Consider the following 12,509-nt stretch of genomic DNA (forward strand, 5'->3'; position numbering starts at 1 on the left):
CGAGAGAGCAGATCACCCACCGATGAGCCTGCGTACCCGGTTACTGATCCTCGTCATCGCGGCCATGCTCGTGCCGGCGATTCTGGTGGGGCTGCGGTTCGTGCAGAACCGGGCCAGCGAGATCGACGCGGCGCTGGCCAATCTCGCCGCATCGGCCGACGACATCGCCAGCGATCTCGGCGAGAAGATCCAGGGCACTTCGCAACTTCATTACGGGCTCGCCCGCGCCCGCGACCTCGACACGCGCGACAAGGCGGCATGCTCGGCGTTTCTGTCGGACGTCCGCGAGGAATATCCGCAGTTCACGGGTATCCTGACCATCGATCCCGACGGCAGACTGTTCTGTGACTCGCTGCGGACCAACCGCACGCTCGACCTGAACGACCGCAGCTATTTCAAGGAGGTCAAGAATCTCCAAGGCGTCGTCGCGGTGGAGCCGGTGTTCGGCCGTCTCACCGGACTGTCGGTGCTGCAGATCGCCTATCCGGTGCGATCGGATACGGGCGCGCTGAAATTCGTGCTGCTCGCATCGTTCAACCTGAACAAATTCGCGGAGTTTCACCACAAGCGGCTGCTCGCCGAGAAGGACATCCTGTTCGTCGACGCCAAAGGCACGGTCCTGGCCGCGCCCAAGGGTGGCGGCTGGAGCGTACCCGTCGGCGGATCCATTGCGGGCTCCGACCTGTTCCGCTTCGCGGCAGCGCCCGATGGCGAGCCATTCCGGGAGATCACCGATCGCGGGGGCCGCACGCAGATCTGGGGCGCTGCCCGCTCGCCGGCGATCCGCAAGGCCGGACTCTACATTTTGGTGGGGCGGTCCAAGGACGGACTGGTCGCGGCAGCGAACCGCCGGCTCTACGAGGACATGGCAATTCTGGCAGTGGCCTCGCTGCTGCTCCTCGCCGGCCTCTGGATTCTCACGACCGTGAGCATCGGACGGCAGGTCGGGCGGCTCGCCGCCATGGCGAAGAGCCTCGGACGCGGCGATCTCAGCGCGCGCATTCCGGAGCCTCACCCGGGCGGCGAGCTCGGCGGATTGATGACCCTGCTCAACAGCACGGCCGAATCGCTCGAGCAGCAGCGCGCCGCCATCGCCGATCTCAGCCACAAGCTCAGCCAGTCCCAGAAGATGGAAGCCATGGGACAGCTCACGGGCGGCGTGGCGCACGATTTCAACAATCTCCTGACCGTCATTCTCGGCAATTCCGAGCACCTCGCCGACAGGCTTGCGGGCAACAAGGAATTACACCGGATCGCCGACGACATTGCCACCGCCGCCGAGCGCGGCTCCGACCTGACACGAAGCCTGCTCGCCTTCGCGCGCAAGCAGCCGCTGCGGCCGCGAGAGATCGACATCGCCGAGCAGGTGACCGGCATGAGGCAGCTTCTGCAGCGGACCCTGGGCGAGCACATCGAATCAAGCTTCACGTTCGCGCCGGATCTATGGCTCGCCAGCGTCGATCCCGGCCAATTGGCGACGGCCGTGCTCAACCTCGTGCTCAACGCGCGCGACGCGATGCCTGACGGCGGCAAGCTGACGGTCGAGGTGCGCAATGCATCGCTCGGCGAATCCGACCTCGACGTCAACGGCGAGCCGCGGCCCGGCGACTACGTCATGCTGGCCGTGAAGGATACCGGGTCCGGCATGAGCAGCGAGGTGTTGGGGCGCGCGTTCGAGCCGTTCTTCACCACCAAGGAGGTCGGCAAGGGGACCGGCCTCGGCCTCAGCATGGTCTACGGCTTTGCGCAACAATCCGGCGGGCTCGTGCAGATGCAGTCCGAACCGGGTCAAGGCAGCGTGGTCCGGCTGTTCTTTCCCCGCCTCGCGACGTCGCCGAACGAGGCGCCGTCACCGGCAGAGCGTGTCGCCGCACCCGAGGGCCACGAGACGATCCTCGTCGTCGAGGACGACGACATGGTGCGCGCCTATGTCGAGAACGAGCTGAAGGCGCTCGGCTACCGCGTCATCTCGACGGCGAACGGACCCGCGGCGCTGGACGCGCTGCGCCAGTCCGGGGACATCCAGCTTTTGTTCACCGACGTCGTGATGCCCGGCGGCATGTTCGGGCCGGAGCTGGCGAGACAGGCCGTTCAACTGCGGCCTGGACTCAAGATGCTCTTCACGTCCGGCTACAGCCAGGATCCGGTCAAGACGCCCGACGGGATCGACGCGCGCATTCTGACCAAGCCGTTCCGGCGCAAGGATCTCGCCGCGATGCTGCGCACGGCCCTGTCGGAGCCGCCGCGGTAGATCAGGACGCGATCGTGAGCTGCAGCGCTACTGCGAGATTGGCCGCGAACAGAGCCGCATCGATGACGAAGATCCGCAGCATCGGGCCCTTCAACACCGGCCAATAGGCCACTCCGACGCGGCCGCCGCGCATCAGCACCGGGACGTTGTAGGCGAACTGGCTGAAATGGCAGGCGGCGAAGAACAGAAACAGCGCGAGCTGCGCTTCGACCGGCTGGAAGAAGGGCGGACGGGCCGCCAGCAGATAGAGCGACAAGAGACCGATCGGCAGATTCATGCCGCCGAGGAACGCGACGCTCGCCGCAAGGGTCGGCGCGATCGGATTGCTGCGCTCTTCCCGCGGCAGCAGGATTTTCAACGTGTTGGTTTGCGCGATGCTGAACTGGATGAACGCCCCGACGAACCAGAGCGTGTTGAGGAGCAGGACGATATATGAAAATCGCATCGCTATTTCCCGTAAAAAGCTTCACTGCGCACTACACGGCCCGCATCGTCGAAGTCCATGAATTCGCTGGCGCGCGTGTCGCCCAATTGCCACCACACCGTCAGCCGCGCGATCGCCTCGTCCCAGCTCCAGCCCAGGATCTTCAGGTCGGCAGTTTCGATGTGGCCGTAGGCTTTGCGCCAGTAGACGCGGATGTTCTCGGCGCCGGTGACGGTCGGAGACCCCGTCAGAGTGAGAGCGAGAGGGCTGCGCATCTGCGCATCGTCGGCGAAATGGGCGACGACCGCGTCGATGTCCACTTTGCACCAGTTCGCGCACCATGCCGCGACGAAGCTTGCGGCGGCCGCGCGGTCCATTGCGTGTCCGCTCACGACACGGATCCTCCCCTTGGCTTGTGGCCGGCAAGGTGGCAAAGCGCACGCCTCATGTCAACTATGTTGACTTGATATATCCATCAATTGTTGTCGGCGATCGCCTCCATCACGCCGATCCATCCCGCCGCACCGCTCGCCCCGGCGCGCACGAACGCCTCGCGCAGGACCTGACGCTCGTGGTCCGAGGCCCGTTGCTCGATGCGCCGCCCCGCTTCCGTCAGGCGCAGCAGTTTCGAGCGGTGCTGCTCCGGCGCGCGCTTTGAAGTCACGAGCTTGCGCTCCACGAGCAGATTGAGCGGACGGTTGAGGGCCTGCTTGGAAATGCCGAGGATCTCGATCAGCGCGCCGATGGCGATGTCGGGCCGGCGCGCCACCACGTAGAGGATGCGATGGTGCGGACGTGACAGGCCCTGCTTGGCAAGATATGCGTCGGCCTCCAGAGTCATGCCGCGCCAGCCGTAGTACATCAGCTCCAGCGCCGCATCGAGCTCGTGCAGCTTTGCAAGTGAGGCGCGGTGAAGCCCCGCGGCTTGAGACGTCTTTGCCATGGTCGGAAGCCAGCCCTTGTAAGAAGTCAGCCTTTGGCCCGCAGCTCGCGGCGCAGCACCTTGCCTGTCGCCGTCATCGGCAGCGTGTCGGCGAACTCGACGAAGCGCGGATATTCGTGCGCGGCGAGTTGCACCTTGACGAAGTCCTGGATCTCGCGCGCGAGTGCATCGCTGCCGGCAAAGCCCGGACGCAGCACGATCCAGGCCTTGATCGATTCGGTGCGGATCGGATCGGGAATGCCGACCACCGCAGCCATTGCCACCGACGGATGTTTCATCAGCGTGTGCTCGATCTCGGAAGGGCCGACGCGGTAGCCGGCGGTGGTGATGACGTCGTCCTCGCGACTGACGTACCAGAAATAGCCGTCCTCGTCCTGCACGCCGAGATCGCCGGTGAGCAGGAAGTCGCCGGCATATTTCTTCGCCGTCGCCTCCGGATTACGCCAATATTCGAGCATGGTGACGGGGCACGGCTGGCGCACGCCGATGATGCCGCGCTGACCGCGCGGCAATTCCTCGCCCTTGTCGTTGACGATTCGAACGTCGAAGCCGGGCGTTGCCTTGCCCATCGAACCCGGGCGGATCGGAAACAGGTTCGCGTTGCTGCCGACCACGAGATTGCACTCGGTCTGGCCGAACACCTCATGTGCGTCGATACCAAACGTCTCGCGCACCCAGCCGAGCAATTCACCGCCGAGCGACTCCCCGCCGGTGAAGATGCTGCGCAGCTTCACGCCGGAATGCTTGACGCCGGCCTGCCGCATCAGCTTCAGGGCCGTCGGCGGCAGAAAGACGTTGCGGACGGAAAGATCGGCCATCATCTGCATCGCGGCCTGCGGCTCGAATTTTCGCGCGCGATGGCCGACCAGCGGAATGCCGTGGTACCAGAACGCGAGCAGGCCGTTGATGAGCCCGCCGATCCAGGCCCAGTCCGCCGGCGTCCACATGAGATCGCCGGGCTTGGGTAAGAAATTGTGGCACATCTCGACATTCGGCAAATGGCCGAGCACGACACGATGCGCATGCAGCGCGCCCTTGGGATTGCCCGTCGTGCCCGAGGTGTAGATGATCAGCGCGGGATCGTCGGCCGAAGTATCCGCGCGCGCGAAGTCGGGCGAAGCGGCTTTCACCGCATCCCAGAACGCTGTCGTGCCGGCGGGGGCGCGCGCGCCAACGATGTAGACGTTCCTCAGCTCCGGCAGGCGGTCGCGGATCTTCGACAGCTTTTCCCAGCCACCCTCGTCGGTGACGATCGCCTTGGCCTCGGAGTTCGACAGACGGAACTCCAGCGCGTCCTCCCCGAAAAGGGCGAACAGCGGGATCGAGATCATGGCGGAGCGAAACGCCGCCATGTGCACGATCGGCAATTCCAGCGACTGCGACAGGAAGACCGCGACGCGGTCGCCGCGGACAAGTCCGTCGGCCTTAAGCACATTGGCGAAACGGCGCGACATCTCCGCGACCACGTCGAACGAGGTGCGGCTGGTGGCACCGGTCTCGTCGACATAGATCAGCGCAAGCCGGCCGCTGCCGTCGGCATGGCGATCGCAGCACGCCTCCGCCATGTTGAAGCGCGCGGGGATGTCCCAACGGAAGTTGCGGACGAGTTCGTCGTAGGTTGCGGCTTCGGTGAGCATGGGCTTGGTCGTTTCCCGGTGTCTTGTTGTTATGGCCCAGTCTAGAGCTGTGAGTGCTCGGGACAAGAGCCCCCGCGACGTCATTCCGGGGCGACGCGTCAGCGTCGAGCCCGGAATCCATTGCGCAGCGTTTCTGCGGCCCGATGGATTCCGGGCTCGCCCTGCGGGCGCCCCGGAATGACAGCGGGGCTTTATCGCACCGTCGCAAAGAACGTCCTGACATCGCGCACGAACAGCTCCGGCTGCTCGAAGGCGGCGAAGTGACCGCCCTTCTCCATCTCGCTCCAATGCGTGATGTTGGGGAAGTTCGGTTCCATCCAGCGCCGCACCGGCGTGATGATCTCCTTCGGAAACACCGCGACGCCCGTCGGCACCTTCACCACCGGCGTGGTGCGGCGCTTGCCGAAGCTCTCCCAATAGAGCCGCGCCGACGACGTCGCCGTCTGCGTCGCCCAATAGAGCATGACGTTGTCGAGCAGCTCGTCCTTGCTGAAGATGTTCTCGGGATGACCATTGCAATCGGTCCAGGCCCAGAACTTTTCCAGGATCCAGGCCGCCTGCCCGCTCGGCGAATCCGTCAGGCCATAGCCGAGCGTCTGCGGCCGCGTCGATTGCTGCTTGGAGTAGCCGGAATCGAGATCGACATAATGCTTGAGGCCGGCAAGCGCGCGCTTCTCCTCTGCCGTCGGCTCACCCTCGACCTTCGGCGCCGCGTTGAAGGCGAGCGTGATATGGATGCCGGCGCAATGAGCGGGGTCCTGCGCGCCGAGCGAGGTCGTCACCGCCGAGCCCCAGTCGCCGCCTTGCGCGCCGTAGCGCGCATAGCCGAGACGGTCCATCAGCTTGGCCCAGGTCGCGGCGATGCGATCGACGCCCCAGCCGGTGGTCCTTGGCTTGCCCGAGAAGCCGAAGCCCGGCAGCGAGGGACAGATCACGTGAAAAGCATCGGCGGGATTGCCGCCATGCGCGGCGGGATCGGTGAGCGGCGCGATCACCTTCTGGAACTCGACGATCGAGCCGGGCCAGCCATGGGTGATGATCAACGGCAGCGCCGACGGCTCCTTCGCGCGCGCATGGATGAAGTGGATGTCGAGCCCGTCGATCCCGGTGGTGAACTGCGCGAAGCGATTGAGCTTTGCCTCGCGGGCCCGCCAGTCGTAATCGTCGGCCCAGTAGGTGCAGATATCCTGGATCCATTTCAGCGGCGCGCCCTGGCTCCAGTCGTCGACCAGTTCGGCCTCCGGCCAGCGCGTGCGGGCAAGGCGCGCCTTCAGGTCGGCGAGGATGTCGTCGCCGATGGCGATGCGAAATGGGTTGATGGCGGTCATCGTGCCTCCCCTGTTCTTTTGTCATTCCGGGGCGCGCACAGCGCGAGCCCGGAATCCATTTCGCAACAAAGGCGGTGGCCCGATGGATTCTCTGATGCGCAATTGCGCATCACAGCTCGACGCTTCGCGTCGCCCCGGAATGACAGCTCAACCTGACAGCGCTGTCTTCACGAGACCAGACGCCTTGCCGAAATCCATCTGCCCTGCGTATTTCGCGCGCAGCACGGCGATCACCTTGCCCATGTCCTTCATGCCGGCAGCGCCGGTCTCGGCGATCGCATCCGCAATCGCCTTCTTCACGTCGTCCTCCGACATCTGCTTCGGCAGATACGCCGAGATCACCGCGATCTCCTCGCGCTCCTGCGCGGCAAGCTCGGCGCGGCCGCCCTTGTCGTAGAGCTCGACCGCCTCCTGGCGCTGCTTGATCATCTTCTGCAGCACCGCGAGGATGTCGCCATCCGACAGCGGCGGCTTGCCGCTGCCGCGCGCGTCGATGTCGGCATTCTTGATGGTCGAGTTGACCATGCGCAGCGTGGACAGCTTGCGCTCGTCCTTGGCCTTCATGGCCTCCTTGACCGCATTGTTGATGTCGTCGCGCAGCATGATCGCCTCGTTTGGAAACAGTCCGGAAAGACTCGTGGTCTACAACAAGATGTCGGGTCAATATAGGTGCTTGCATGAAGACCGGAAAGCATCTCGCCATGTTGGCTGTCTGCCTCGTGGTGCTCTGGGCCAGCCGTTTCGGCCCCTACACCTGCGGCTCGCTTCCGGCCTTCACCGGAGAAACGGGATCGTCCTGGCTTGCGATCGCGGCGAACGGCCTCTTTCTGGTCCTTCTGCTGTACCTGCCGGTCTACGACTTCATATCCCTGCTGACCTACAAGCTCGGCTGGGAGCCAAAGTTCGATCCGCTCGTGGTCTACGAAGGCGAATTCTCGACGAATCCGGTCTCCACGAAAACCCGGCGCGTGCTTTACGCGGTGGATATCGCCGTGGTTGGCTTCTTCCTCGTGCCGCTATGGACCAAGGCCGCCTATTGCGGATGAGTGCTTAGCTCGCGAGCCATTCGGTGAGCGCCTGCACCGTCGCTTGCGGCTGTTCGGCTTGCGGCAGGTGTCCGCAGCGATCGAGGATCACGAGCCTCGCACCGGCGATGCCCTCGGCCATTTCCTTCGAGAGCGCATTCGGGATGGTGTTGTCGGCATCGCCCGTCAGCACCAGCGTCGGGCATTTGATCGTCGCCAAGGTCGGCCGCGAATCCGCCCGTGCGATGATCGCGGTCTGCTGCCGCAGATAACCTTCGACGCCGACGTCCTCGTCTTGCGCATGCACGAGCTCGAGAATCTGGGCATCATCACGCCGCGACGGATGCACGAGCTCCGGAAAGCTCTCCGCGCGGACGGCGCGGAGCTCGCCGCGCCTGGCGCGCTCCATCTGGGCACGGCGGCGCGCGGTTGCCTCCGGCGTGTCGGGCCGCGCCTGCGTGTTGATCAGCGCGAGCTTCGTCACGCGCTCGCTGGCCTGGCGCATGATCTCGAACGCGATGTAGCCACCCATGGAATGGCCGGCGAGGGCGAAGCGCGGCGGCGCCTCGGCGAGGATGCGGCGGGCGATCGCCGCCATGCTGTCGTCGCGGATGTGGTTGGCAACCGTCACCGGTCCGAAACGCCAGAGCGCGGGGATCACGGGCGCATAGATGCGGGCCGAGGATGCCAACCCCGGAACCAGCACAATCGGGGTCGTCCGGTCCATAATTGCCTCGCAAGCCCCAAGATTTGCCGGAAATTAGCCGGCCGAGCTTAAGGCGCCGCGGGGGCCTGTCAAATATGCAAAAACGCATGTGAATCGGCCCTTCTCCGCTTTGACGGGCGTGCGCGAGGGGCTTATGAAGCGGGCTCATGACACAACATGACAACGATCCCGCCTGGCCGGACCACAAACCGACCGCGCTCCTCGTGCTTGCCGACGGCACGGTGCTCGAGGGCTTTGGCCTCGGCGCCGAAGGCCACGCCGTCGGCGAGGTCTGCTTCAACACGGCGATGACCGGCTATGAGGAGATCCTGACCGATCCCTCCTATGCCGGCCAGCTCATCACCTTCACGTTCCCGCATATCGGCAATGTCGGCACCAACGAGGACGACATCGAGACGGTGAACATGGCGGCGACGCCGGGCGCGCGCGGCGTGATCCTGCGCACCGCGATCACCGATCCCTCGAACTATCGCGCCACCAAGCATCTCGACGCCTGGCTCAGGGCGCGCGGCATCATCGGCCTCTCCGGCATCGACACCCGCGCGCTGACCGCGCTGATCCGCTCCAAGGGCATGCCCAACGCCGTGATCGCGCATTCCAAGACCGGCGAGTTCGATCTGCATGGCCTCAAGGAAGAGGCGCGCGAGTGGCCGGGCCTCGAAGGCATGGACCTCGTGCCGATGGTGACGAGCGGCCAGCGCTTCACTTGGGACGAGACGCCCTGGGCCTGGGACAAAGGCTTTGGCCGGCAGGACAAGCCCGAATTCAACGTCGTCGCCATCGACTACGGCATCAAGCGCAACATCCTGCGCCTGCTCGCCGGCGTCGGCTGCAAGGTGACGGTGGTGCCGGCGACGACCTCGTCCGAAGACATCCTGGCGCTGAAGCCCGATGGGGTGTTCCTGTCGAACGGGCCCGGCGATCCGGCTGCGACCGGCAAGTACGCCGTGCCTGTGATCCGGGACGTGATCAAGTCGGGCACGCCGACTTTCGGCATCTGCCTCGGCCACCAGATGCTGGGGCTCGCCGTCGGCGCTAGAACCAAGAAGATGCATCAGGGTCATCACGGCGCCAATCATCCCGTCAAGGACGAGACCACCGGCAAGGTCGAGATCACCTCGATGAACCACGGCTTTGCGGTGGACGAGACGACGCTGCCGAAGGGCGCGACGCAAACCCACATCTCGCTGTTCGACGGCTCCAATTGCGGCATCCAGCTCGACGGCAAGCCGGTGTTCTCGGTGCAGTACCACCCCGAGGCCTCACCCGGCCCGCGCGACTCGCACTATCTGTTCCAGCGCTTCGCCGACCTGATGCGGCAGAAGAAGAGCGCGTAAGGCGCGTTCATCCCTGATACTTCACGACAAAAGCCCGGGCTCGCCCCGGGCTTTTCGTCATTCCGGGGCGCGCGTAGCGCGAGCCCGGAATCCATCTGGCAACAGACTCTGCAGCGAGATGGATTCCGGGTTCGACGCTGCGCGTCGCCCCGGAATGACGGTGGAACGAGGAACACCGTTTCGCTCCTCTCGTTGATTCCTGCTACCCTTGCACCGGAGCCCAGGCATGTCCGTCGTCCGCGACAAGGCCGAGCCGCTCGCCATCGTGTTCGAGGATGACGGTCTCGTGCCGAACAACATCCTTCCGTTCCTGGTCTACCAGGGCGCGGTGAAGCTCGACCCGAAGCGCCCGGAAGAGACGATCGAACTTCTGTTCGAAGCGAACGGCTGGGGCGGGACGTGGCGCAACGGCGTCTACGATTATCTGCATTATCATGCGACGGTGCATGAGGTGCTCGGCGTCGCGCGCGGCAGCGCCCGCGTCCGCTTCGGCGGCGACCATGGCCAGGAGCTTCAGATCCAGGCCGGCGACGTTGCGATCCTGCCCGCCGGCACCGGGCATCAATGCATCAAGGCGAGCGATGATTTCTGCGTGATCGGCGCCTATCCACCGGGCGCGAAGATGGAGATCACGCGGGCAACGCCGGAGAATCATGCCAAAGCGCTGAAGACGATTCCACACGTCGCGCTGCCGCCGGCTGATCCCGTGACGGGGAAGGATGGGGCATTGATGCGGTTGTGGCGGTAACTGCGAGCGCGGCGCAGCGGTGCGGTAGGGTGCGCAAAGGCGCGCCGTTGCGCGCCGTGCCCACCGCTCCATCCGTACAATCCAGTTGGTGGGCGCGCTTCGCTTTGCCCACCCTACCGCCCTGTGTCCTACGCTTCGTTGCCACCTTCCTGCCGGGTCGCTTCGAACAGGAACCAGGTCCGCCGCTCGGTCTCGTCGATGAAGTTTTCCAAAATGCTGGCGCTGGCGACGTCGCCGGCCTCGTCGCAGACATCGTGCGCCTTGCGCATCGCGGCCGCGACGAGCTTGTTGTCCTGCATCAGCTCGCGCAGCATCTCGCGCGGCGGGACGTAGTCCTCGTTGTTGTCCTTGATGGTCTGGAGCTTTGCGACCTGGCCGATCGACTTCAGCGTGGTGCCGCCGATCTTGCGGACACGCTCGGCGAGCTGGTCGGTGGTGGCGAAGATCTGGTCGGACTGCTCGTCGAGCAGCAGGTGGTAATCCCGGAAGTGGCGCCCGCTGATGTGCCAGTGGAAATTCTTGGTCTTGAGATAAAGCGCGAAGGCGTCGGCCAGAAGCACGTTGAGCGCCTCCGAGACTTTCTTGACCCCGTCGGGCGACAGATCGGTGGGGGTATCGAGTTCGGGCGAGACCTTGTTGTTGGTTTTGCTCACGGGAGACCTTCCTGTTAGGACGCGGACATTGACGGCGCGCCGTCGCACCCCTAACGCAAGGCGGAAAGCGCCGGTTCCTCTATCGGAACCGTTTGGCCGGGACCTTCGAATACCATGGACGATTGGATCGATTATTACGACTCGACGCATACGATCTATGTCAGCAAGCTGCATCGCGACTTGCACTTCCAGATCATTGCGCGGGACATCATCGGCTACATCCCCTCGCCCGATGCGACGGTGCTGGACTATGCCTGCGGGGAAGCGCTGTCGGCGAGCCAGGTGGCAGCCGCCTGCGGCAAGCTGATCCTGGCCGAGCCCGCGCCCGGCGTGCGCGGCCGGCTGATCGCGCGCTTTGCCCCGAACACCAAGATCCGCGTCCGCTCGCTCGACGACGTCCGCAAGATGCAGGACCAATCGATCGACCTCGTCGTGATGAACTCGGTCGCGCAATACATGACGCCGGACGAGCTCGATGCGGCGCTTTTGAACATCCGCCGGATCCTGAAACCCTCCGGCAAGCTGGTGCTCGGCGATATTCTCCAGCCGCAGGTCGGCATGGCCAGGGACGTGATGGCGCTGCTCGGCTTCGGCCTGCGCCACGGCTTTCTGAAGGACGCGCTGATCGGGCTGATCAGCACCGCACTGTCTGATTATCGCCAGCTGCGCTCGAAGATCGGGCTGCAGCGCTACAGCGAGGACGAGGTCGCGGCCAAGCTGAAGGCGGCGGGCTTCGCGGCCCAGCGCGCCCACAGCAATATCGGCCACAACCGCTGGCGCATGACCTTCATCGCCAGGCCGCCTCTGATCCGTTAAGCATAACAATTAGCCGTTGTGGCTTGTCGCACTGCAATCGGTAATGATCGCCGCGGCCCGGTGGCGGAAGCGTCTACGCGAGGGCGGTGCAACGCTCTACATCCTGGTTCAAATCCAGGCCGGGTCTCCAGCCTTCGCTGCTACCGCAGCTTCGGCTCGGCAAGCCAGCCTTGCCGCGCCATAGCTCGCAGAGCGGCGGCGGGGCAACCGTCTCATTTTCGGTCGACCTCGATCAAGTCGCAGCCGGACACGAGCGGAAGCCGGTCGGCATCCTTGGCTGCGGAGCTGAGCACCGCATCGAGCAAGCCCGGGAAGCGCGCCTCCAGATCCTCTCGTCGCAGCCGCATGAAGCGGTTGGTGCCGGCGATGCGCGTCTGCATCAGGCCGCATTCGCGCAGCTTGGCGAAGTGATAGGCGAGGTTGGACTTGCCGCTCAGCGCGCTGAAGTCGCTGCAGCGGAGCTCGCTGCTGACACGTTCCTGCTGGGCGAGCTGGTAGACGATCGCCAGACGGATCGGATCGCTCAGGCAATCCAGGACTATCGGCAGTTCGATCTGCTCGCGGGTGGGATGGTGCGGCGTGCGGCTCATGGTCCGGGAATCATAGCGATGCGACCGCAA

General features: G+C 64.9%; 14 protein-coding genes and 1 tRNA gene. 6 read left to right on the forward strand and 9 right to left on the reverse strand.

The annotated features are described in order from the left end of the window. The first annotated feature begins 22 nt into the window (after window positions 1–22). Window positions 23–2,251, forward strand: coding sequence for an ATP-binding protein (locus XI05_RS30820; RefSeq protein WP_271508863.1), 2,229 nt, complete (start codon window positions 23–25; stop codon window positions 2,249–2,251). Window position 2,252: 1 nt separating this feature from the next. On the opposite strand, the gene XI05_RS30825 is transcribed toward XI05_RS30820, so the two are convergent. The 6 genes from XI05_RS30825 to XI05_RS30850 form a co-directional block, all read right to left on the reverse strand. Beyond that, window positions 2,253–2,696, reverse strand: a complete 444-nt coding sequence (locus XI05_RS30825) for a hypothetical protein (protein ID WP_271508866.1) — start codon at window positions 2,694–2,696, stop codon at window positions 2,253–2,255. Window positions 2,697–2,698: 2 nt separating this feature from the next. After that, window positions 2,699–3,052 (reverse strand): nuclear transport factor 2 family protein, encoded by a 354-nt coding sequence (locus XI05_RS30830; protein WP_271508869.1) that lies wholly within the window; start codon window positions 3,050–3,052, stop codon window positions 2,699–2,701. A gap of 98 nt (window positions 3,053–3,150) precedes the next feature. Further along, window positions 3,151–3,618, reverse strand: coding sequence for a MarR family winged helix-turn-helix transcriptional regulator (locus XI05_RS30835; protein WP_271508871.1), 468 nt, complete (start codon window positions 3,616–3,618; stop codon window positions 3,151–3,153). A gap of 26 nt (window positions 3,619–3,644) precedes the next feature. Beyond that, complete coding sequence (locus XI05_RS30840) at window positions 3,645–5,255, reverse strand: acyl-CoA synthetase (protein ID WP_271508874.1); 1,611 nt, start codon at window positions 5,253–5,255, stop codon at window positions 3,645–3,647. Between the two features lie 191 nt (window positions 5,256–5,446). Further along, window positions 5,447–6,583, reverse strand: a complete 1,137-nt coding sequence (locus tag XI05_RS30845; RefSeq protein ID WP_271508877.1) for an epoxide hydrolase family protein — start codon at window positions 6,581–6,583, stop codon at window positions 5,447–5,449. A gap of 147 nt (window positions 6,584–6,730) precedes the next feature. Then, window positions 6,731–7,186 carry a GatB/YqeY domain-containing protein gene (locus XI05_RS30850; RefSeq protein WP_271508879.1) on the reverse strand — a complete coding sequence of 152 codons (456 nt, stop codon included), beginning with the start codon at window positions 7,184–7,186 and terminating at the stop codon, window positions 6,731–6,733. Between the two features lie 74 nt (window positions 7,187–7,260). Here XI05_RS30850 and XI05_RS30855 point away from each other — a divergent pair, with 74 nt between their 5' ends. Further along, window positions 7,261–7,629 (forward strand): hypothetical protein, encoded by a 369-nt coding sequence (locus tag XI05_RS30855; RefSeq protein WP_260382212.1) that lies wholly within the window; start codon window positions 7,261–7,263, stop codon window positions 7,627–7,629. A gap of 4 nt (window positions 7,630–7,633) precedes the next feature. Here XI05_RS30855 and XI05_RS30860 read toward each other — a convergent pair whose 3' ends face one another. Continuing rightward, window positions 7,634–8,335, reverse strand: a complete 702-nt coding sequence (locus tag XI05_RS30860) for an alpha/beta fold hydrolase (RefSeq protein ID WP_271508882.1) — start codon at window positions 8,333–8,335, stop codon at window positions 7,634–7,636. Between the two features lie 146 nt (window positions 8,336–8,481). On the opposite strand from XI05_RS30860, the gene carA reads away from it, so the two are divergent. Both carA and XI05_RS30870 read left to right on the forward strand, forming a co-directional pair. After that, window positions 8,482–9,672, forward strand: a complete 1,191-nt coding sequence (gene carA, locus XI05_RS30865) for a glutamine-hydrolyzing carbamoyl-phosphate synthase small subunit (protein ID WP_271508884.1) — start codon at window positions 8,482–8,484, stop codon at window positions 9,670–9,672. A gap of 226 nt (window positions 9,673–9,898) precedes the next feature. Further along, window positions 9,899–10,420, forward strand: coding sequence for a cupin domain-containing protein (locus tag XI05_RS30870; protein ID WP_271508887.1), 522 nt, complete (start codon window positions 9,899–9,901; stop codon window positions 10,418–10,420). Window positions 10,421–10,548: 128 nt separating this feature from the next. Here the strand turns inward: XI05_RS30870 and XI05_RS30875 are convergent, their stop codons facing one another. Beyond that, on the reverse strand, window positions 10,549–11,073 hold the full coding sequence (locus tag XI05_RS30875; RefSeq protein ID WP_172788994.1) for a Dps family protein: 525 nt from the start codon (window positions 11,071–11,073) through the stop codon (window positions 10,549–10,551). A 114-nt stretch (window positions 11,074–11,187) separates the two neighbouring features. Between XI05_RS30875 and XI05_RS30880 the strand changes: the two genes are divergently transcribed. Further along, window positions 11,188–11,889: a class I SAM-dependent methyltransferase gene (locus tag XI05_RS30880; protein WP_271508889.1), complete on the forward strand. Its 702-nt coding sequence runs from the start codon at window positions 11,188–11,190 to the stop codon at window positions 11,887–11,889. 54 nt (window positions 11,890–11,943) lie between these two features. Beyond that, window positions 11,944–12,019, forward strand: a tRNA-OTHER gene (locus XI05_RS30885). Between the two features lie 82 nt (window positions 12,020–12,101). On the opposite strand, the gene XI05_RS30890 is transcribed toward XI05_RS30885, so the two are convergent. Beyond that, complete coding sequence (locus XI05_RS30890) at window positions 12,102–12,479, reverse strand: ArsR/SmtB family transcription factor (RefSeq protein ID WP_271508891.1); 378 nt, start codon at window positions 12,477–12,479, stop codon at window positions 12,102–12,104. Between the last annotated feature and the right edge of the window lie 30 nt (window positions 12,480–12,509).

The sequence above is a fragment of the Bradyrhizobium sp. CCBAU 11357 genome (assembly GCF_028128865.1).
Lineage (GTDB): Bacteria > Pseudomonadota > Alphaproteobacteria > Rhizobiales > Xanthobacteraceae > Bradyrhizobium.

Bases quoted from the DNA above. Each gene is read 5' to 3' on its own strand.
- XI05_RS30820 (WP_271508863.1), top strand. From the start codon at position 23: ATGAGCCTGCGTACCCGGTTACTGATCCTCGTCATCGCGGCCATGCTC.
- XI05_RS30825 (WP_271508866.1), bottom strand. From the start codon at position 2,696: ATGCGATTTTCATATATCGTCCTGCTCCTCAACACGCTCTGGTTCGTC.
- XI05_RS30830 (WP_271508869.1), bottom strand. From the start codon at position 3,052: ATGGACCGCGCGGCCGCCGCAAGCTTCGTCGCGGCATGGTGCGCGAAC.
- XI05_RS30835 (WP_271508871.1), bottom strand. From the start codon at position 3,618: ATGGCAAAGACGTCTCAAGCCGCGGGGCTTCACCGCGCCTCACTTGCA.
- XI05_RS30840 (WP_271508874.1), bottom strand. From the start codon at position 5,255: ATGCTCACCGAAGCCGCAACCTACGACGAACTCGTCCGCAACTTCCGT.
- XI05_RS30845 (WP_271508877.1), bottom strand. From the start codon at position 6,583: ATGACCGCCATCAACCCATTTCGCATCGCCATCGGCGACGACATCCTC.
- XI05_RS30850 (WP_271508879.1), bottom strand. From the start codon at position 7,186: ATGCTGCGCGACGACATCAACAATGCGGTCAAGGAGGCCATGAAGGCC.
- XI05_RS30855 (WP_260382212.1), top strand. From the start codon at position 7,261: ATGAAGACCGGAAAGCATCTCGCCATGTTGGCTGTCTGCCTCGTGGTG.
- XI05_RS30860 (WP_271508882.1), bottom strand. From the start codon at position 8,335: ATGGACCGGACGACCCCGATTGTGCTGGTTCCGGGGTTGGCATCCTCG.
- carA (WP_271508884.1), top strand. From the start codon at position 8,482: ATGACACAACATGACAACGATCCCGCCTGGCCGGACCACAAACCGACC.
- XI05_RS30870 (WP_271508887.1), top strand. From the start codon at position 9,899: ATGTCCGTCGTCCGCGACAAGGCCGAGCCGCTCGCCATCGTGTTCGAG.
- XI05_RS30880 (WP_271508889.1), top strand. From the start codon at position 11,188: ATGGACGATTGGATCGATTATTACGACTCGACGCATACGATCTATGTC.
- XI05_RS30890 (WP_271508891.1), bottom strand. From the start codon at position 12,479: ATGAGCCGCACGCCGCACCATCCCACCCGCGAGCAGATCGAACTGCCG.